General features: G+C 64.1%; 17 protein-coding genes. 11 read left to right on the top strand and 6 right to left on the bottom strand.

All coding sequences use genetic code 11. The features are described 5' to 3' along the window. Positions 1-4: 4 nt before the first annotated feature. Complete coding sequence (locus GE253_RS17160; protein WP_173012690.1) at positions 5-1312, bottom strand: MFS transporter; 1308 nt, start codon at positions 1310-1312, stop codon at positions 5-7. 283 nt (positions 1313-1595) lie between these two features. Here GE253_RS17160 and eat point away from each other — a divergent pair, with 283 nt between their 5' ends. Then, entirely contained in the window at positions 1596-2966 is a 1371-nt protein-coding gene (gene eat, locus GE253_RS17155) for an ethanolamine permease (RefSeq protein ID WP_153205362.1), read from the top strand. 130 nt (positions 2967-3096) lie between these two features. On the opposite strand, the gene GE253_RS26695 is transcribed toward eat, so the two are convergent. Continuing rightward, on the bottom strand, positions 3097-4041 hold the full coding sequence (locus tag GE253_RS26695) for a GNAT family N-acetyltransferase (protein ID WP_173012689.1): 945 nt from the start codon (positions 4039-4041) through the stop codon (positions 3097-3099). Positions 4042-4097: 56 nt separating this feature from the next. Between GE253_RS26695 and GE253_RS17145 the strand changes: the two genes are divergently transcribed. Continuing rightward, on the top strand, positions 4098-4298 hold the full coding sequence (locus GE253_RS17145; RefSeq protein WP_153205360.1) for a hypothetical protein: 201 nt from the start codon (positions 4098-4100) through the stop codon (positions 4296-4298). Positions 4299-4342: 44 nt separating this feature from the next. On the opposite strand, the gene GE253_RS17140 is transcribed toward GE253_RS17145, so the two are convergent. Beyond that, positions 4343-4663, bottom strand: a complete 321-nt coding sequence (locus GE253_RS17140) for a heavy metal-binding domain-containing protein (RefSeq protein WP_153205359.1) — start codon at positions 4661-4663, stop codon at positions 4343-4345. Between the two features lie 209 nt (positions 4664-4872). On the opposite strand from GE253_RS17140, the gene GE253_RS17135 reads away from it, so the two are divergent. Together GE253_RS17135 and GE253_RS17130 are read left to right on the top strand one after the other, a co-directional pair. Continuing rightward, on the top strand, positions 4873-6735 hold the full coding sequence (locus tag GE253_RS17135; RefSeq protein ID WP_153205358.1) for an autotransporter domain-containing protein: 1863 nt from the start codon (positions 4873-4875) through the stop codon (positions 6733-6735). A gap of 362 nt (positions 6736-7097) precedes the next feature. Further along, the gene (locus GE253_RS17130) at positions 7098-7907 is read left to right on the top strand and encodes a transporter substrate-binding domain-containing protein (RefSeq protein WP_173012688.1); all 810 of its coding nucleotides are present in this window, start codon (positions 7098-7100) and stop codon (positions 7905-7907) included. A 181-nt stretch (positions 7908-8088) separates the two neighbouring features. On the opposite strand, the gene GE253_RS17125 is transcribed toward GE253_RS17130, so the two are convergent. After that, entirely contained in the window at positions 8089-8751 is a 663-nt protein-coding gene (locus GE253_RS17125) for a sulfite oxidase-like oxidoreductase (protein ID WP_153205356.1), read from the bottom strand. A 336-nt stretch (positions 8752-9087) separates the two neighbouring features. On the opposite strand from GE253_RS17125, the gene GE253_RS17120 reads away from it, so the two are divergent. Then, positions 9088-11421 carry a mechanosensitive ion channel domain-containing protein gene (locus GE253_RS17120; RefSeq protein WP_153205355.1) on the top strand — a complete coding sequence of 778 codons (2334 nt, stop codon included), beginning with the start codon at positions 9088-9090 and terminating at the stop codon, positions 11419-11421. A gap of 14 nt (positions 11422-11435) precedes the next feature. Here GE253_RS17120 and GE253_RS17115 read toward each other — a convergent pair whose 3' ends face one another. Continuing rightward, on the bottom strand, positions 11436-12029 hold the full coding sequence (locus GE253_RS17115; protein ID WP_247878711.1) for a RecX family transcriptional regulator: 594 nt from the start codon (positions 12027-12029) through the stop codon (positions 11436-11438). Positions 12030-12174: 145 nt separating this feature from the next. On the opposite strand from GE253_RS17115, the gene GE253_RS17110 reads away from it, so the two are divergent. From GE253_RS17110 to GE253_RS17095, 4 genes are all read left to right on the top strand, one after another. After that, positions 12175-12978, top strand: a complete 804-nt coding sequence (locus GE253_RS17110; protein ID WP_153205354.1) for an ABC transporter permease — start codon at positions 12175-12177, stop codon at positions 12976-12978. 40 nt (positions 12979-13018) lie between these two features. Further along, positions 13019-13852, top strand: a complete 834-nt coding sequence (locus GE253_RS17105; RefSeq protein ID WP_153205353.1) for an ABC transporter permease — start codon at positions 13019-13021, stop codon at positions 13850-13852. A gap of 139 nt (positions 13853-13991) precedes the next feature. Beyond that, on the top strand, positions 13992-15245 hold the full coding sequence (locus tag GE253_RS17100; protein WP_153205352.1) for a DUF2807 domain-containing protein: 1254 nt from the start codon (positions 13992-13994) through the stop codon (positions 15243-15245). Positions 15246-15257: 12 nt separating this feature from the next. Continuing rightward, positions 15258-15485, top strand: coding sequence for a hypothetical protein (locus tag GE253_RS17095; protein ID WP_153205351.1), 228 nt, complete (start codon positions 15258-15260; stop codon positions 15483-15485). Between the two features lie 62 nt (positions 15486-15547). Here the strand turns inward: GE253_RS17095 and GE253_RS17090 are convergent, their stop codons facing one another. Continuing rightward, a complete protein-coding gene (locus GE253_RS17090) occupies positions 15548-17125 on the bottom strand; it encodes a diguanylate cyclase (RefSeq protein WP_348770886.1) in 1578 nt (525 codons plus the stop codon). A gap of 284 nt (positions 17126-17409) precedes the next feature. Here GE253_RS17090 and GE253_RS17085 point away from each other — a divergent pair, with 284 nt between their 5' ends. Both GE253_RS17085 and GE253_RS17080 read left to right on the top strand, forming a co-directional pair. Continuing rightward, complete coding sequence (locus tag GE253_RS17085; protein ID WP_247878710.1) at positions 17410-19644, top strand: S9 family peptidase; 2235 nt, start codon at positions 17410-17412, stop codon at positions 19642-19644. Then, entirely contained in the window at positions 19644-20144 is a 501-nt protein-coding gene (locus GE253_RS17080; RefSeq protein ID WP_153205349.1) for a hypothetical protein, read from the top strand. The genes GE253_RS17085 and GE253_RS17080 overlap by 1 nt, the downstream gene beginning before the upstream one ends. The last annotated feature ends 10 nt before the right edge of the window (positions 20145-20154 follow it).

Below are 20154 nucleotides of genomic sequence, written 5' to 3'. Positions count from 1 at the left end.
AGCCTCAACCCGGCGGGGCGCCTTTCACGGCGGCGGCGCGGACGCGGTGGCTGGGTTCGGCCCCTTTCGGCAGCCGGCGTTCCAGCGCCCAGATCAACGGCGCGCCCAGGAAATTGATGCAAAGTGCCAGCAACGCCACCTGATCCATATGCAGCAGCCGCCCATCCGGGGCGGTTTCCAGCAAGGCGGATGCGGTCAGCGCCGCCGCACCGCCGGCCACCTGGGTGACCGATTGCACCAGCGCCATGAAACCGGCCCGGTCGGCCGGGGCCGGCACCTTTGAAACGGCCGTGCTCTGCGCCACCATCCGCGCCGTGTTGAACAGCATGAAACACGGCACCAGCAGCAGCAGCGGCAGCGACAGCCAGAACCAGTCATAATAGATCAGGAAGATCAGCCCGCCCAGCGCCAGCGCCGTCACCAGCGTGACCGGGGCGGAGCCTTTGCGGTCCACCAGTGCGCCGGTGGCGCGCATCCCAAAGAAGCTGACCACCCCGCCCACCATATAGAGCAGACCCAGATGCTCACGCGGGAAGCCCAGATTATATTGGGCAAAGATCGCCAGATTGGTGATCAGCATGAAGCCCGGCACAATGGAGACAAAGGCCAGCGTAAAGGCCAGCCAGGGCAGCGTACCGGTGCCGATGCGCAGCAGCCGCAGCGGCGCATCGGCCAGTCGCACCGGCGCCCCCGTCAGATGCGCCCGCTGCGGCGGCATGATGAACAGCACGGTAGTGATGATCACCAGCCCCATCCCCGCCACCACCAGGAAGGGCGCGCGCCAGCCGAACAGATGCGACAGTTCCAGCGCCGCCGGAATGCCCAGCACGCTGGAGATGGAAAGCGCCCCCATCACCATGCCCACCGCCTTGCCCCGCCGTTCCGGCGGCACATTATCGGCGACGATGGCAACAGACAGGGCACCGGCCGGCCCGCCAAACAGCCCCGCCAGCGCACGCGCCGCCAGCAGGGTCCAGAGATCGACGGAAAAGGCCGCCGCCAGATTGCACAGCAGCAACCCCACCATGGCAATACCAATGGCCGGCCGCCGGTCAAACCGGTCCAGCACCATGGCCGCCAGCAGACCGGAAATGGCCGAGGCCCCGGTATAGGCGGCCAGTACCCAGCCGACCCGCGCCGGGTCAATTCCCAGGGGTGGCGCGAAATCCGGCCCCAGCGGCATCACCACCATGAAGGAAATGACGCTGACAAATTGCACCGCCGTCATCAGCCAGGCGATGCGCCTTTCATGCGCGAGCAGTTTCAGGGGGAAGCTCCCATGTCCGACCGCGGGTGCTTGATGGGCCCGCACCCGATTTTTCCGGCTCTTGTATAAGTAGTTTTCGCGCGCGTCCATCCCGCAGCCGGTTTTATGCCAGACTTTCCATCACGCGCCCATTTATCCGCCCAATGAAGGGGCGGGACGCCCAATTACTGGGCAGCTGGATAAACTGTCTCGCACCTGTTGTACGCTGATCCGCCATTTCCCGCCCTGGCCCGGATATTGCTGCGCTGCAATCCATTGCGCAGCCCCCGAACTGACCGGCCACCGGGAAGCCGGGCGGCGGCGGAACATGCAACGGACAGGGGGTAGCATGGGCAGCGCAACGGGGTTGAAAAAGGAACTGGGGGCACTGCATCTTTGGGGGATTGCGGTAGGTCTGGTGATTTCCGGCGAATATTTCGGCTGGAATTACGGGTGGAAGGAGGCCGGGACCATCGGTTTCCTCTGGGCGACATTGCTGGTCACCCTGATGTACGCCACCTTCATCTTCTCCTTCACCGAACTGACGACGGCCATCCCGCAGGCCGGCGGGCCATTCGCCTATAGCCGGCGGGCCTTCGGGCCGTTCGGCGGGCTGGTGGCGGGCTATGCCACGCTGGTGGAATTCGTCTTCGCCCCGCCGGCCATTGCCGCCGCCTTGGGCGCCTATGTGCATTTCATGTTCCCCGACATTTCGGTACTGACGGTGGGGATTGCCGCCTATGTGGTCTTTGTCGGGCTGAATATCGTCGGCGTGAAACAGGCGGCTCTGTTCGAGTTGATCGTCACCGTGCTGGCGGTGGTGGAACTGCTGGTCTTCATGGGCGTGGTGGCACCGGGTTTCAGTGTCAGCAACTTTGTCGCCAATAATGAGGAATTCGGCATCGCCGGCATCCTGGCCGCCATCCCCTTTGCCATCTGGTTCTACCTGGCCATCGAAGGGGTGGCGATGGCGGCGGAAGAGGCCAAGGAGCCGAAGAAAAGTATCCCCATCGCCTATATCACCGGCATCCTGACCCTGGTGGTGTTGGCCATCGGCGTGATGGTGTTGACGGGCGGTGTGGGCGACTGGCGTAATTTCTCCGGCGTGGATTACCCGCTGCCGGAAGCCATGGCCACCGTGGTGGGCAAGGATAGCGGCTGGACCCATATGCTGGTCTCCATCGGCCTGTTCGGCATCATTGCCAGCTTTCACGGCATCATCCTGGGCTATTCACGGCAGATTTTCGCCCTGGCGCGGGCGGGCTATCTGCCCCCGGTGCTGGCCACCATCCATCCCAAGTTCGGCACGCCGCATTGGGCGTTGGTCGCCGGGGCGGTGGTCGGCATCATCGCCCTGATCTCTGGCAAGACGGCGGAACTGATCACCCTAGCGGCCTTCGGGGCGCTGGTGCTCTACATCATCTCCATGGCCGCTTTGTTCAAGCTGCGCGCCACGGAACCGGCGATGGAGCGGCCTTTCAAGGCACCGCTCTACCCCGCCTTCCCGGCCATCGCCCTGGTGCTGTCGGTGTTTTTCCTGGTGGTGATGACCTGGTTCAACCCTGGCACCGCCCTGATCTTCGCCCTGATGTTCGCGCCCGCCTATGGCTATTTCCTGCTGACGGCGAAGAACCGGGCGGAACTGGACATCGCCATCCCGCCCAGCCTGGATGTGGCCCCAGCCGAAGGGCTGCTGGCACGCGGGGATACGGATATCTGATCCGGTCGTCCATTGCGCGCAGCTCTGCTGCTGCCGGCCCTGGGGTTCTGGGTTCTGATCCCCTGGGCCGGCAGCGTGGAGTCCAGATCGGGACCGGGCGGACGGGATACTGGCGGGGGAGTGAGGGCGGTTACAGATATGTCCCCGCCAGCGTTACCAGTTCGCCGCCCAGCCCCAGCTTGAAGCGGGCCACCCCCTTCATGCCGTCGCTGTTCAGCCCGCCCGTATCCAGCCAGCGCACCCCATCGGCCGCCAGCCGCCCCAGCGCCTCGCGCAGCAGCAGGTGCTGGGCACAGGCGGCGCGCCCTTCCTGCGTCCCCGCTCCCAGATAATAGGTGGCGGCATGGCCATGGCGGATGAACAGGGCGCCGGCCAGAATGCCGGAACCTCGCTTGGCCACACAGGCCAGCACATCGCGCGGACGGGGCTGGGCCGCCACCAGGGCCGCGGCCTGCCGGGCTGGTGGGGCCATCAGCCCGCGCTGGCGGCGATGGGCATCATGGTGGCGGATGATCCAGTCCAGATCGGCCCCACCATGGCTGATGGCGATGGAGAGCTTCTCCCCCCGCGCCTTTTTCAGGCTCTTGCGGAAGCTGCCACTCAGGCCGGCTTCAATATCCGGCACGGCCAGATCCACCCAGCTGGTGCTGTAGCCGGTGACCACCCGGCCCATGCCCGCCGCCCGGCACAGGGCATCGGCGGCCGGTCCGGCCGGCAGTTCCGGGGTGAACAGGGGAATACGCCCGGCCAGTGGGCGATAGCGGCGGCGCAGCAGGGCCAGCGCCCGGCCCAGCGCCGCCGGGTCAGCACCTTCAATCAGCAGGGGCCCCCGGAGCAGGTGACAAAGCCGCACCGGCCCTAATCTTTGTTCAATCACCTGCGCCAGCGCCACAGGCTCCCCATTCCGCCGCAGCAGAAAACGGCGCGGCACCCGCCCAAAGGCGGCCATCGACGCTCCAAAGGCGAAGCTCTGTTCCAGCGGGGGCCGGACTGTGCGGGCCAGGAGAGCGGACCATTCCCGCTCCCCCACCCCCTCTTCCAACACAAAATCCGCCTGATCTTGCTGATCTGTCACGGGGCCAAGCAGCCTGCCATTGCCGGGGAATGGCTGCAGCCTTATCCTCAACCGCCATGACAGACAAGCCATCATCAGAAACTGACCTGCCCCCCCTGCCGCGCCGCCAGTTGACGGCGCGGGGCTGGGCCTGTCTGCTGGGCTTTGTCGCCCTGCCCTTCCTGGCCCTCTGCCTGGGGCTGGATTATGTGCTGTATCTCTCCGCGCGCGCCGGGTTCGGGCCTTGCCTGTCGCTATTCTGCGTGGTGCTGGAATAGCGGCTGTACAGACAGGCCGACGCCAAAGCCAGACGCCACCGGGATCAGCTCAGCTTTACGGCCGTGCCGTTGATGGAGACCATCAACATGCCATTTTCCCGGCCCAGCACCTCATAATCCATATCCACGCCCACCACCGCATCGGCACCCAGGCGCTGGGCGGCATCGATCAGGTCAGCCATCGCATGTTCGCGCGCATCACGCAGCGCCGACTGATAGGCACCGGAACGGCCACCGACAATATCGGTAATGCCGGCGAAGAAATCCTTGAAGACATTGACACCCAAGATCGCCTCACCCGTTACCAGGCCCAGATATTGGCGGACCGGGTGGCCTTCGATCTGATCAGTGGTCACAACCAGCATGATATTTCCCCCAATACAACACGCCGGATCAGCGTTCCCTGCACATGGGAAGCGGCCTTTGTGGCCGCAAGGTATCAGGTAACGGAAATCATTCGGAAAACCCGCCCCTTCCGTAACGTCACCCCCTTCCCTGCGAGACAGAAGCTGCGTAGCGTTGAACTGTCACAAACGGGCGCACCCAAGCTGCCCGGCGCTGGGAGGATATATTGATGAATACCCGTCTGCTGGGCGGCACGGCTCTTGCCGCCCTTTTGTCGTGCTCCATGGCGGCCCCCGCACTGGCACAGTCGCTGGATTATTCCTCGCTGCTGGTCTTCGGCGACAGCCTCAGCGACACTGACAATCTGAAAAATCTCAGCCCGGCGTCGCGCCCGGGCGCGCCCTATGTCAATGGCCGCTTCAGCAATGGCCCCGTCTGGGCGGAAACCTATGCCGTCAATACCGGCACCACGCTGAACAGCCGCGCCTATGGCGGCGCACGCGCCACCCGCAACACCCCCATCGACCTGACGGCGCAGGTCTCGGCATATCTGGCGACCAACAGCACCATCCCGGCGGACCGGCTGGTCGGCATCTGGATCGGCGGCAATGATTACATCGCCGTGCTTACCCAACCGCAAGCCAACCCCACCGCCGCCGCCCAGGCGGCCGTCACGGCCACGGCCACGGCGGTCGCCACCCAGGCGGGGCGCCTGCAGGCAGCGGGAGCGAAAAACTTCGTGCTGATGAACCTGCCCCCGCTGGGCAGCATCCCGCTGACCAGCGGCCTGTCGGCCGCCGACAAGGCCTCAGCCAATACTGTTTCCGACCTGCACGCCGCCGCCATTTCCAGCGTGGCCGCCACTCTGCGGGCCCAGGGCGCCAACGCTGCCATTGTCGATGTCAACAGCCTGTTCCGCGACATGCTGGCCCGGCCGGCCGCCTATGGTTTTGCCAATACCACCATTCCCTGCTATGCGCCGGTCGGGGCAAATGGGGCGCTGGTGGCCACGGGCGCCTGCGCCACCAGTGCGGGGACTGCCGGAACCGTCTTCTTCGACGCCCTGCACCCGACCCAGGCGGCCCATGCCGTGGTGGCGCAGTTCGTTGAAGGCACCCTGTCCGCCAATTATGAGGCGCCGGCCGCCAATAATGTCGCCACCGAGCTGGCGCAGCGCCTGTTCGATCTGGCCAATCAGGGCGTCGGCTCCCGCATGGCAGGCGTCCGCACCGGCCAGGGCTCTGTCAATATGACCAGCGCCCAGGCCGGCACCGACGGCCGTTATGGGATTTATACGTTCGGTGCCTATCTGGATGGCGAACGTAAAGGCTCCACCGGGCGTTATGGCTATGATTATGACGGGTTCAATGTCGGCATCGGCGCCGATTATCAGGTCGATGATCATGTGGTAGCCGGCCTCGCCTTCTCCTATGGCAAAGCCGACCTGACCACGGATGAGGATCTGGCCCGCATCAATGGCAAGGCCTACAACATCACCACCTATGTCACGGCCGCTGCCGATGCGCTGTGGCTGGATGGCTATATGTCCTTCAGCTTTGACCGCTATGACCTGGATCGGGTGACCAAGTTCAGCCCCTATCCGGTGGCGGGCGGGGATACCAAGGGCACCACTTTCGGCGGTGGTGGCACCGTCGGCTATGCCCCCAATCTGGGCGGCTTCACCGCCGGCCCCTTCCTGGGGCTGCGCTATGCCAAGACCCGGATCGAAGGCTATGCCGAAAATGGCGGCGGCCCGCTGGCCCTGACCTGGGATGACTGGAATGCCGAAAGCCTGGTCAGCAGCCTGGGGGTGCAGGTGAGCGCGGCTGGCCATGCCATCGTGCCGCAACTGCGTGCCGCCTATGAACATGAATTCGCCAATGACGGGCGCCTGATCACCGGCCGCTTCGCCAACCGGGAGCTGGTGGCGGGTGAGGCCGGGGCCGGCAAGCGCGACCGGCTGGCCGTGGGCCTGCAGGCCGCCGGCATGGCGGCGGATAATGTGATGGTGTCGATTGGCTATGACGGGCGCGTGGAGGGGGGAAGGGCCACCGACCATGCCTTCACAGCGCGGGTGAAGGTTGGGTTCTAGAGCGGATCGCGGAAAAGCGGAATCGCTCTGGAGCGTGAATCCGCTCGCTGAACAGGAACTTATACCAACGGTCATAAATTCATGGCCGTTGGTGCGGCGTAGCCAAGCCAGCGGATGCTGGCACCGGCGATCGAGGGGACAGGTCAATACCAAGAGCCATGATCCATGGCTCTTGGTATCAAAGGAGATGAACGCCTGATTTGAAACCGCCCAGCCGGGCACGAATTTACACTACCCTTACGAAGGTGATCAAATTTACCACTCCCGTAATTCTAGACAAAAGGTGTAGGAATGTGGGATTGACAGCCCGTCATTCTTGAACTAACCGCAGCCGAAGTCTATCCTAGATGGAGGTATTCCTGATGTCTATTTCACGTTTTGTTACCATTTTACGTCAGCTGACTCAGCGCGGCGCTCTGCCATTGCTGGCAGCACTGGTCCTGGGGACCGCTGGTGCCGCCGCCGCTGATGTGGCGCTGCGGGCTGATGCCTGGTGCCCCTACAATTGCGAACCGGGTGCCCGGCCCGGCTATCTGGTGGAAATTGCCAAGGCAGCCCTGGAACCGGCCGGCCACAAGGTCACTTACGCCATGATGCCCTGGACCAATGTACTGGCGGCGGTCAAGGCCGGCGAGGTTACCGGTGCTTTGGGCGCGGTCAAGACCGAGGCGCCGGAACTGATCTATCCGAAATCCCCCCTGGGCCTGTCGCGGCCGACGCTGGTTATCCGCCGTGGCAAGGAACTGGCGGGGCTCAGCGACAAGAATCTGGACCCGTTGAAAAGCGTGCGCTTTGGTTCCATCACGGATTATTTCTACAGCGACGCGGTGAATGCCTTCATCGATGCCAACAAGACCCTGCCCAACATGGTGCGGGTGTCGGGCGACAATGTCACCGAGGATCTGGTGAACATGCTGATCGAAGGCAAGATCGACGCCATGGTCGAAGACAGCAACGTCATCGATTATCTGCTGGAATCAAAAGGTTACCGTAACCTTTTCAGCTATGTACCGCTGGGAGAACCCAGCGATGTGTCCATCGGCTTTTCGCCGAAAGATCCCAATGCCAAAGCCTATGTCGACCTGATCGACGCCAAGCTGGCAGAGATGCGCAAGAATGGCCAGCTGGCGCACTTGTTGACCCGCTATGGGATGCGTGACTGGGCGCACTGATTATACCAATCCGCCCAGGGTTTTACCCTGGGCGGATTGGAGGCCGGCGACTGCCGGCTCGCGGGCGCGTGCCCGCGCAAGCCAAGCGCACGGAAGTGCCCGCCCGGCGCCTGAGGGCGATTGGAATTATTCGCCTCTCCCCCGCCCCGACCGGAAGCACCGGCCGGGGCGAGGGGGGTGATCAGCCGTAGCGCTGTTCGGTCCAGGGATCGCCTTCATTATGATAGCCGCGTTCCTCCCAGAAACCGGGGCGGTCGTCGGCGACAAATTCAATCCGCTTGATCCATTTCGCGGATTTCCAGAAATAGAATTTCGGCACGATGGCGCGCACCGGCCCGCCATGTTCCACGCTCAGCGGCTTACCTTCCCAGCTATGGGCCAGCAACACATCGGCATCGTCGAACACCGAGAGGGCGACGTTGGTGGTATAGCCGTCATAGGAATGGAAGATCACATGCCGGACCGCAGCCAGCGGTCGCACGGTGGCCAGGATGTGCCGGGCCGACACGCCTTCCCACTGATTGTCATAGCGTGACCAGGCGGTAACGCAGTGAATGTCCGACACATCGGTGAAGGGCGGCTGGGTGCGAAAATCGGTCCAGCCCCAGGTCAGCGGATTTTCCACCAGCCCATCGATGGTCAGTTCCCATTGCTCCAGCGGCACCTCCGGCTGGATGCCCAGATCCAGCACCGGCCAGTTTTTCACCAGCCGCTGGCCCGGCGGCAGCCGGTCGCTGCGCGGGGCAGCGGTGCCAGTCATCAGGCGGCCTTCGGCAGCCCATTGCTGCTTGCTCTGCACCAGCTTGGCGTTCGGTACGCCGGCCGGTCCCTCTTCCTGTGCCATGTCTTAAGGTCCGTCTTCGCACGCGGTTGGATTGCTTGGTCTTTACCAGCGCCCTCTAACGCCGGGCGCTGCCCCCGGCAGCTCGGGCTTGCGCGGGCACCCGCCCGTGGGCAGCAGTCGCTGGCCCGCCACCTTTGGTACAAGATAGCGATGGAAGGTGGGAAGGGCGAGGGGGGTCGCAGGCAAACGCCCCATGCGTCGCCATCGATATAGGCCGAATGGCCACGCCTACATCGCACGGCAGGTTGGCAGCGCGGGACAGCCTGTCTAAGCTGGCGGCCAAATGATTGCCGCCAGCCGGCTTTCCCCTTGCCGCCCGACGGAGACGCCATTCCCATGTCCCGCCTTGCCTGCCTGCTTCTATTCAGCCTGTTCTGCCTGTTCACCGTTGCCGGCCCTGCTCCAGCACAAAATCCGGCCCCTGCCGCCGACCCGGCGGTGGATGCCAAACAGGTCGATACCCTGATCCAGACGCTGGAAGACCCGGCCAAACGCGATGGTCTGCTGGCCCAGTTGAAGGCCCTGCAGGCAGTAGAACAGCAGCGCCAGGGGACGGAAGCCCCGGCCAGCAGCCTGGGCAGCCGCTTCCTGTCCACCCTGTCCGACCGGGTGGAGGAGGTGAGCCAGCAGATCGCCGAGGCCGGGCGGGCGGTGATCGACGCCCCCCATGCGCTGCGCTGGCTGAACCAGCAGGTGGCCAACCCGGTAAAGCGGGATAATTGGTTGCGGCTGGCCCTGCATCTGGCGGCCATCATCGGTGCCGGCTATGCCGCCCGCTGGATTGCCATCTGGCTGCTGCGCCGCCCGCGCCATGCCCTGGGGGCCCGCAATGGCCATCATTGGTGGACCAAGCTGCCGCTGCTGACCATGCGGCTGCTGATCGACCTGCTGCCCATGGCCGCCTTCGCCCTGGCCGGGTTCGGCGTTTTGTCGGCCAGCGATGCGCCGCGTGCCGTGCGGCTGGCCTCGCTGACCATCCTCAATGCCAGCCTGATCGTGCAGGGCACCCTGGTCATCACCCGGTTCCTGCTATCCCCCAACACGATCAATCTGCGGCTGGTGCCGGTCAGTGACGAGACGGCGCATTATCTGCTGATCTGGGTGCGGCGCATCGTCATCGTCGGCGTCTACGGCTATTTCATCGCCCAGGCTGCCCTGGTGCTGGGTCTGCCGGCCAAGCCCTATGCCGCCGGGCTGAAGCTGGTGGGGCTGCTGGTGACAGTGATGCTGATCATCCTGATCCTGCAGAACCGCCAGTCGGTGGCCGCCTGGATGCGGGGCGACCATCTGCGCCCCGATCCGGACCATCCGGAGATCGATCCGGCTGATGCCGCGCTGCAGGCCGTGGTGGCCGGGGAAAGTGGGGGCAGCGACGCCGAACTGGGCGCCCCCGCCGGTCAGCCCGCGGAGGCAACCATCGTCAGCCACGCGGCCCAGCGCGGCCGGGCCGTGAAGGCGGTGCGCCGCCGGCTGGCCGATGTCTGGCATATCCTGGCCATGCTGTACCTGTCGGCCATCTATTTCATCTGGGTGCTGGAAATTGCCGGCGGCTTTGAATTTGTGCTGCGCGCCACGCTGGTGACCGGGGCCATCCTGGTTGGCTCCCGCCTGCTGGCGGAGGGGCTGGACCGGACCATGCGGCGTGGCTTCGCCATTTCGCCGGAGCTGCAGGCCCAGTTCCCCGGCCTGGAAAACCGCGCCAACCGCTATCTGCCCGTGCTGCATCGCTTGCTGAAGGGGCTGCTCTGGTTCTTCACCCTGGTGCTGCTTTTGCAGGCCTGGGGGGCCAATGCGCTGGGCTGGTTCGACACCAATTTCGGCCAGCGTATCACCGCCTCTGCCGTCACCATCTTCCTGGTGCTGACCCTGGCACTGATCGCCTGGGAAATGGTCAGCGGCGCCATCCACCGTTATCTGAATGCCACCGATGACAGCGGCACGGCCATCCAGCGGTCGGCCCGGATGCGCACCTTGCTGCCGCTGGCCCGCAACGCCCTGATGATCCTGATGATCACCATGGTGGGGCTGATCGTGCTGTCGGAACTGGGGGTGAACATCGCCCCGCTGCTGGCCGGCGCCGGTGTGGTGGGTCTGGCCATCGGCTTCGGTGCCCAGACCCTGGTGAAGGATGTCATCACCGGCCTGTTCATGCTGATCGAGGATACGTTGTCGGTGGGCGACGTGGTGAATGTCGGCGGCAAGGGCGGCGTGGTGGAGGCCATCACCATCCGCACCATCCGCCTGCGTGATTATGACGGGTCGGTCCATACCATCCCGTTCAGTTCCGTCACCACGGCCACCAACATGACCAAGGATTTCAGCTTCTATGTGCTGCTGGTAACCGTCGATTATAAGGAAGATACGGATCGCGTTATCGCCGTGCTGCGGGAGATCGCCGATCAGATGCGCAGCGAGCCGGCCTATGCGGCGGCCATGCTGGACACGATCGACATTGCCGGTGTGGATGCCTTCCAGGACAGCGCCGTGATGATCAAGGCCCGGCTGAAAACCCGGCCCATCCAGCAATGGGGCATTGGGCGCGAGTTCAACCGCCGCATGAAAAAACGCTTTGACGAGCTGGGAATCAGCATTCCCTTCCCGCAACGCACGCTGCATCTGGCCAACAATACCCCGCTGATCAGCAACGCACCGCGGGAAGCGGAGGGGTAGGGGAAAGCACCGCCCTACGCCTCCAGCAACCCTTCCGGGTCGTCGGCGTTGATCACAAGGCGGGCGGTCTCCAGGTCAAATCCTGCCCGTGCCAAGGCGGCGATATCCTTGTCACGCCGCGCGCGGGTGGCATCGGCATCCAGCCCGCGATCGGGGCGGAAGCCGCCCAGCCGGCGGCGGCGGGCATAGGCGATGGCCGCGGCCAGATCGGCCTCGCCCGTCTCTGCCCCCTCCAGCTCACCCATGGCGGCATCCACCTCGGCATCCTCCAGCCCCTTGGCACGCAGTTTCTGGCGGATGGCGCGGGTGGAGCCGCCACGGCGCTGCAGCCCCCGCGCCTTCATTTCCGCGTAAAGCCCGTCATTCAACAGGCCGCTGCGCAGATAGCGGGCGATCAGCGCCTCGATCCATTCGGCCCCCTGCGCCGGATCGGTGCCATGCGCCTGGGCCGACGCCATTACCCGGCGCAACAGCAGCCGGCGCAGGTTGGCGCTGGAACTGGCGAACCGTTCCAGATAATGCAGCGCTGCCCGGTCCAGATATTCCGGCGTCACCCGCTTCACCTTGCGCCCCGGTGCTGCCGGGGCGGTCCTGCCTTCTTCCATCATCGCCAAACTTTCCCGCGCGGTTTTGTCCACCGGTGTGACGGCCGTAATTGCCCCGCCCCCGGCATGGGGGTAGTGTGACCGCCAATCCAAAAAGGCGGCCCGCAGGCCGCCCTGGTTCCCCACGCCCAAAAGGCCCTTCCGCGCCATGACGCAGCCGAGCTTTCCCATGCCCCGCCAGATGGGCGCCGTCAACTGGATCGGCCTGTCCACGCTGATCCACAAGGAAATCCGTCGCTTCCTGAAGGTCTGGGTGCAGACCATCGCCGCCCCGGTGGTGACGACGCTGTTATTCTATGCCGTGTTCGCCCTGGCGCTGGGCGGGGTGGTGCGCAAGGTGGGCGATGTGCCCTTCCTGGAATTCCTGGCACCCGGCCTGATCATGATGGCCATTGCCCAGAATGCCTTTGCCAATTCCTCCTCCTCCGTGCTGGTGGCCAAGGTACAGGGCAATATCGTCGATGTGCTGATGCCGCCCATCTCTGCCCTGGAACTGACCTTGGCCTATATTATCGGCGGGGTGGTGCGGGGCGCGCTGGTGGGCTTTGTCACGGCGCTGACCATCGCGCTGTTCGTGCCGGTCAGCGTGGCACACCCGTTCTATATCCTGTTCCACGGCGTGGCGGCGGCCAGCCTGCTGGCGCTGCTGGGGCTGATCGGCGGCATCTGGGCGGAAAAGTTCGACCATATGGCGGCGGTGACGAATTTCATCGTCACGCCGCTGTCATTCCTGTCCGGTACCTTCTATTCGGTGGACAGCCTGCCGCCGACCTTCCATTTCATCGCCCATCTGAACCCGTTCTTCTATTTCATCGATGGGTTCCGCTATGGCTTCATCGGCCAGACCGACGGCACGCTGGGAACCGGCATTCTGGTGATGCTGGGCATCAATCTGGCCCTGGGCTTCATCGCCTGGCGGATGATTGCCCGTGGTTACAAGCTGAAAGCCTGATCGCCTGACCCCATCCGGAAACCTGACGGAGACGAGCCCGATGTCGCTGGACAGCATTGCCAGCCGGCCGGCTGGTGCCTTCAACGCCGCCATCAACCGCATGGTGCCGGCCTTCCATACCCGCGCCTTCCTGACCCTGCTGGGCAAGGAGATGCGGCGGGTGTGGAAGATGGCAGCGATGATCATCGTCGCCCCGGCCCTGATGGCGGTGATCTATTTCGTCTGTTTCCTGTTCGGGCTGGGGCCGCAGCGCGGTACGCCGGAAGGCGATGCCGTGCTGTCCTTTCTGGTGCCCGGTCTGGTGATGCTGTCCATCCTGATGCGCGCGGCGGAAAATACCGGCTTCTCCCTGCTTTATGGCAAGATCGAAGGCCATGTGCTGGACCAGCTGATGGCCCCGATCGGCGCGCGGGAGGTGGTGCCCGCCTATGCCATCACCGGCATGTCGGCGGGGTTGGTCAGCGGGCTGTTCGTCTGGTTCGGATCGCTGCTGATCTGGCCGCAGCCGGTGGCCCATCCGGGGCTGGCCGTGCTGTTTGCCGCCTTGGCCGGGCTGCTGATGGCGGCCTGCGGGCTGTTGACGGGGCTGGCTTCCACCAAATGGGACCATATGGCGGCTTACTTTACCTTCCTGTTCACGCCGCTTTCCTTTCTGTCGGGCGTGTTCGCCCCGGTGGCGGGGATGCCGCCCTTCTTCGCCCATCTGGTGCAGTCCAACCCGATCTTCTATGCCATGGATGGGTTCCGCTACGCCATGATGGGGGCCAGCCATCAGGATCCCGCCCTCTCGGCACTGGTGGTCACGGGCGTGACGGCGTTACTCTACGCCCTGGCCGGGCGGCTTTATGCTATCGGCTGGCATATGAAGAATTGACCCGTCTGTAACAGGCCGCCGCGCTTGTAAACGGGGTGCAGAAAATTGTAACGCCGGTGCAAACGCGGCGGACAGGGGCGGCGGCGGGCCGCATAGTCGAAGGGAAGACAGCGAACCAATGACACGCAGGATACGTCCCATGGATGGCTCCCCCTCCACCATTGCCCGCCCGCGCCTGACCCCCGGCATTCCTGCCGGCGGCATTGCCGCCGTGCTTGTCGCCCTTGGCATTATCGGCTGGGGCCTGGCCGCCGGCGACAGCCGTAATGAGGATGGGGGAGACCACAAAAGCTTCAAGATCACCATCAATGATGATGGCCCGGAAGCGCCGGTGCCACCGGTTCCCCCCACAGCGCCAGCGGCCCCCGCCGCACCCATGCCGCATTTCGATCAGCGCGCCGTTGAGCGGGCCATGGAACGGGCACAGCGGGAAATTGACCGCAACGCCACCCAGCTGGAAGCCTTGCACGCCGCCCGCCAGGGCTTGGCCGCCGCGCGTGAAAGTATGCGCAGCGCCAGCGGCAATATCCCGGATGCCGTGGACAAGGGGCTGCGGGCCGCCGAAGCCCGCATCGATGCCAAGATCGCCGCCGCCACCGTCGGCAGCAGCCAGGACGGGGTATCCAAGGCCAGTTTTGATGCGCCCCAGGGGATTTCCCTGATCAATCTGACCGGTGATGTGACGATCGCCATCTCCAACCGCAACGACAAGATCAGCCTGGACGTAGAAGATGGCGCCCAGGGTGTGCGCACGACCCTGAAGGATGGGCTGCTGACCATCAGCCAGGGCAATGGCACGCCGGGCAGCATCCATCTCACCCTGCCAGAATCCGCTGCCATCAGCGTGATGGACCATGTGGGTGATATCAGCATCGATGGCCGGACCAACGCACCGGTGAAGCTGCGGATGCGGCGGGGGGATGTTTCCGCCGACCGCGTCGGTCCCGCCGACATCACCCTGCTGGAAACCGGGTCAGTTTCCATTGACCGGGTGGATGGGCCGCTGAAGGCCGCCATCCAGGGGTCCGGCTCCCTTGCCATCGGCCGGGCGGAAACACTGGCACTGGAGGTTAATGGCCATGGCGAAGTGTCGGTGGACCGGGTGAATGATGCCACCAAGATCAGCATTCCCGGCTATGCCGACGTGAATATCAACCGGGTCAATGGCCCGGTGAAGGTGGATTTCTCCGGTGCCGGCAAGCTGGGGATTACCGAAGGCCGGGCGGAACCGCTGGATGTCAATCTCAGCGGTGCGGGCGAAGTGCGGTTCGACGGTACCGCCGTCAACCCGCGCATCAATGCCAGCGGCTCCGGTTCTGTGCATATCGCCCGCAAGGAAGGCAATACCCAGTTCAACAGCAGTGGCAGCGGCAGCATCCATGTCGGGGAATGAGCCTTCCCGGCCATGACTAAAAAGCCGCCACCCAGCCCGCCCCGCTCGTCCAGTCCCGCCACCGAAATTGGTGGCGGGGCTTTTGACGACCGGTTGAAAGCAGCGGAGCTGGAACGGTTGCGCCGGCAGGCCACCGACAGCCGGCTGCGCGAAAAGCTGCAGGAGGCCGCCAAGGCGCGCGGCGATGATCCCTATCAGCTGCTGGCCCAGGCCATCCGCCAGATGCTACGCGGGGAATGATACCAATCTCCCTTGATCGTGACCGATCCGGGGAGATTTCGCGTTCCCTGATGCCGCCCCGGCTATCGCGCCAGCGTCATCCGTGCCAGTTCCACCCGATCACGGCCGCCCTGCTTGGCGGCATAAAGCGCCTGATCGGCCCGGTCCAGCAACTGGTCCAGGCTTTCCACCTCCCCGCACCATTCGGCCACGCCGATGCTGGCGGTCAGCGGGATGGAGACATTTTCATGCGGGATGGGCGTGGCGCCAATGGCCTGGCGCACGCGTTCGGCCACGCGTTCGGCCATATCCAGCTCGGTTTCAGGCAGCAGAACCACCAGTTCTTCCCCGCCATAGCGGGCAATGCAATCATTGCTGCGCAGCACACTGGCGGCCCGTTCCACCGCCTGGCGGATTACCGTATCGCCGGCGGCATGGCCGTGATTGTCATTCACCAGCTTGAACCGGTCCAGATCGATCAGCAGCAGGGAAAGCTGGCGGTGATAACGCCCGGCCCGCTCACATTCCTGCAAGGCATGTTCCATGAAGCAGCGGCGGTTCATGATGCCCGTCAGGCTGTCGATGCTGGCCAGCCGTTCCAGCTTGGCATTCGCCTCCATCAGCTCATGCGTGCGTTCAGCCACACGGCTTTCCAGCGTCTGGGTCATGCTGCGCAGATCGGCATTCACCTGGCGCAGTTTTTCATACAGCACGATATTGGCCAGACCCGCCGCCACCTTGGCCGCCAGCACGCTCAGCAGGTCACAATCCAGCGGACCCAGCGGACGGCTGGAATCCAGCAAGGTCAGGAACAGGCTGCCATCGGGGCTGGGCAGATAAAGCCAGGCACGCTGCCCCTCCGCCCCCGTCTGGCGGGAGGCCTCCAAGGCGGCAAGCGCCTGATGCAGCAGCGCGCCCGACAGGGGTCGCACCTCTCCGGCCCAGGCACCGCTGGCCGCCACGGGACGGTAACGCGGCCTATCAGCTTGATCACCGCCATCGGGCTCCACCGCGCAGATCAACCCATCAATCCCAGCCCCCAGGATAAGACCGGTTTGTTCCAGTACCGTATGGGCATAGGCTTCCAGCCCCATGTCTGGACGCAGCCGGTCATCAAGGGCGATCATCCGGCGTAGGCTATGCCGGTTGGTTTCGATGGCAACGATATCGTCAAAGGCACGCAGGGCCGCGATAACGGTCGTGAACAGCTTCTGCGCCGTCAGCTCCGTCTTGGCCTTGTAATCATTGACATCGTAATCGACGATCACCCGCTCTTCCGGCGCCTGGCCGGGCTGGCCGGTGCGCAGGATCAACCGGACGGTGTGATTGCCCAGATCATCGCGGATGGCCCGTACCAACCGCAACCCGGCATCGTCGGTTTCCATCACCACATCCAGCAGCACCAGCGCCATGTCTGGTTGCGCTTTCAGGATGGTCAGCGCCTGGGCGGCAGAAAAGGCAGAAATCAGTTCCAGCGGTCGGTTGCGGAAATTGACCTTGCGCAGGGCATAGCGGGTGACGCTATGCACCTCTTCGTCATCATCGACGATCAGCACCCGCCAGGGGGCCAGCACGGCTGAAACCGGGGAAGCGGCGGCAGGGGTTGGCGCGCGCAGCGACCCATCTTCCGCGAACAGGAAATCATCCTCAACCCCGTCCACCGATAATCCCCCAACCGGTTGGTGCCTGCGCGTCCATTCCAGCCCTTGCATCCAGCAGGTTGTTCCCCCGCCGTTCCAGAAGCGCTGTTGCCGCGACGATTGTATGCAATCTGTAATCCGGAGGGAGTATAGCCGAATTTTCCTGAAATGCTTGTTCTTATTATCGCCATGCAGCATGGGGCGGGAAGCGAAAGGGAAGGAAATTTTCTTGCTTTGGCAAGGCACTGGCGGGATGCCGGTGACGCGCATATCCTGTCCCCCTTCATCCACCCAAGGGGATCAGCATGTCAGGTTCGACGCGTGGCAATAAAGGCAAACCGGCGGTTCTCGCCCTGTTTGCCGTGCTGGTGGCGGGTGTCGCCACGGCCTATATCCTGACCCCGAACAAGCAGGCTGAGATGTCCGCCGATCACAATCCCCCGGCCACCGCGCTGTCGCCGCTGAAGCAAGGTAATTTCCCCGCCCCCCCCGTTGCCAAACAGGTTCCGGTGGAACATGTCCGCCATGGTGACACCTATATCGACCCGTATGACTGGCTGCGTGACCGCTCCTATCCCAAGGTCGACGACCCGGCGGTGCTGGATTACCTGAAGGCAGAAAACAACTATACCGAGCAGGTGATGGGCAAGGAGGAGGATGGCTTGCGTGCCAAGCTGTTCGCCGAATTAAAGGGTCGGGTCAAGGAAGACGACACGGGTGTGCCTTATCGCCAGGGCGATTACATCTATCAGGGTCGCTATTCTGCTGGCCAGGACCATCCGGTCTTTGTCCGCCGCCCGCAGGAGGCGGCGGAAGGCAGCGAGACGGTCATCCTGGATGTCAATCAACTGGCGGCGGGCAAGGGCTTCTTCGACCTGGGTGGGTTTGAACCCAGCCCCGACGGGCGCTACCTCGCCTATAGCTATGATGATAGCGGGTCGGAGGATTTCGCCCTGGTGGTCAAGGATCTGACGACGGGGGAACTGATCGGCCAGCCCATCCCCGGCACGTCCGGTTCCATCGTCTGGGCGGCGGACAACAAGACCCTGTTCTATGTGCTGCGCGATGAGAATCAGCGGCCGAAAAAGGTGCTGCGCCACACGCTGGGTGCCGCCAATGACACGGATGTTGAGGTTTATGAGGAAAAAGACCCGTCCTGGTGGGTGGGTATTTCCGCCAGCCAGTCCGGCCGTTTCATTGAAATCGGCAGCGGCACGCTGGTGGCCAGCGAAACCATGCTGATCCCAGCCGATCAGCCCGATGCCAAGCCCAAGGTCGTGATCCCCCGCCGGGACAACCACCTGTATAGCGTGGCCGACCAAGGCGATACGCTGTGGATTCTGACAAATGACAAGCACCTGAATTTCCGGCTGGTGAAGGCGCCGCTGACCGACTGGTCGGAAAAGAACTGGCAGGAGGTGATGCCCGCCTCTGACCGGCAATATCTGACCGGCCTGCTGGCGCTGAAGGATTGGCTGGTGGTGTTCGGCCGCCAGGATGGCAACCAGCAGGTCTGGGTGCGCGATGCCAAGGGCGACACCCATACGATCGCCTTCCCCGATGCCGCCTTCGCCGTGGCGGCGGCGAATAACGAGGTTTATGACACCGGCACGATTCGCCTGCGCTATAATTCGCTGGTCACGCCACCCACCACCTATGATTACGACCTGACCGCCCGCAGCCTGACCACCCGCAAGGTGCAGGAAATCCCCAGCGGCTATGATCCCACGCTCTATACGTCGGAAAGCCTGATGGCGCCGGCGCGGGATGGCACGCTGATCCCCGTCTCCATCGTCTACCGCAAGGATTTCAAGAAGGACGGCAAGGCGCCGCTGCATCTCTATGGCTATGGTTCCTATTCCATCGCCATTGACCCCAGCTTCTCCAGCGCCCGCATCGGCCTGCTGGATCGTGGCTTCGCCTATGCCATCGCCCATATTCGCGGGGGCGAGGAAATGGGCCGCCCCTGGCACGATGCCGGCCGGGTGCTGAACAAGCCCAACACCTTCCATGATTTCATCGATGTGGCGCAGTTCCTGGTGAACCAGGGCTATAGCAGCCCCGGCCATATCTCCATTGAGGGCGGTTCGGCTGGCGGTACCTTGATGGGGGCGGTGCTGAACATGGCGTCCGATGGCATGTTCGCCGGGGCGGTGGCGCATGTACCGTTCGTCGATGTGCTGAACACCCTGTTCGACGATACGCTGCCACTGACCGCCAGCGATTACCCGGAATGGGGCAATCCCAATGACGAGGCTGTCTATAAGGTCATGAAGACCTACAGCCCCTATGACAATGTGGCCAAACGGCCCTATCCGCCGCTGCTGATCACGGCGGGGCTGAATGATTACCGCGTCACCTATTGGGAACCGGCCAAATGGGCGGCCCGGCTGCGGGTGATGAAGACGGATGATAATGTGGTGCTGCTGAAGACGGAGATGACCGCCGGCCATGGCGGTTCCAAGGGTCGCTTCGACAAGCTGAAGGAGGTGGCCTTGTCCCAGGCCTTCATCCTGCGCAGCCACGGCATCAGCCAGTGATGGTGGAGGGCAGCATCATTGCCCGCTACCCCGCCGACACGCAAAAGGCCGATGGTCTGCGCGCGGCGGCGGGGTTGGTCCTGTCTGGCGGGCCGTTCCTGGTGGTCACCCCGCACCCGGTCATTGCGGTGCCGCTGGGTGCGGTGGCCTTCCTGTTCCTGGTCTTCGCCCTGCGCACCCTGGCCCGGCAGGTGGAAACCATCCGGGTGGATGCGGCGGGCCTGCAGGTTACCGGCCTGTGGCAGCGGCGCATTGACTGGGCGGTGCTGGACAAGGTCAGCCTGAAATATTACGCAACCAAACGTGACCGGTCCGGTGGCTGGATGCGTCTGGTGCTGGCCGGGGGTGGCCGGCGATTGGCGCTGGAAAGCCAGCTGGAAGGTTTCGATGCCATCGCCGCCCGGGTGGCCGAGGCGGTACTGGCGCGCGGGCTGGCGGTGGACAAGCCGACCCGGGAAAATTTCCTGTCGCTGGGCCATTACCTGCCGGGCGATGATTGACGGGGCTGCG

This window comes from Niveispirillum sp. SYP-B3756 (assembly GCF_009495745.1).
GTDB lineage: Bacteria > Pseudomonadota > Alphaproteobacteria > Azospirillales > Azospirillaceae > Niveispirillum.
Note: the sequence above shows the minus strand (reverse complement) of the source record. Positions and strands in the feature narration are given on the sequence as shown.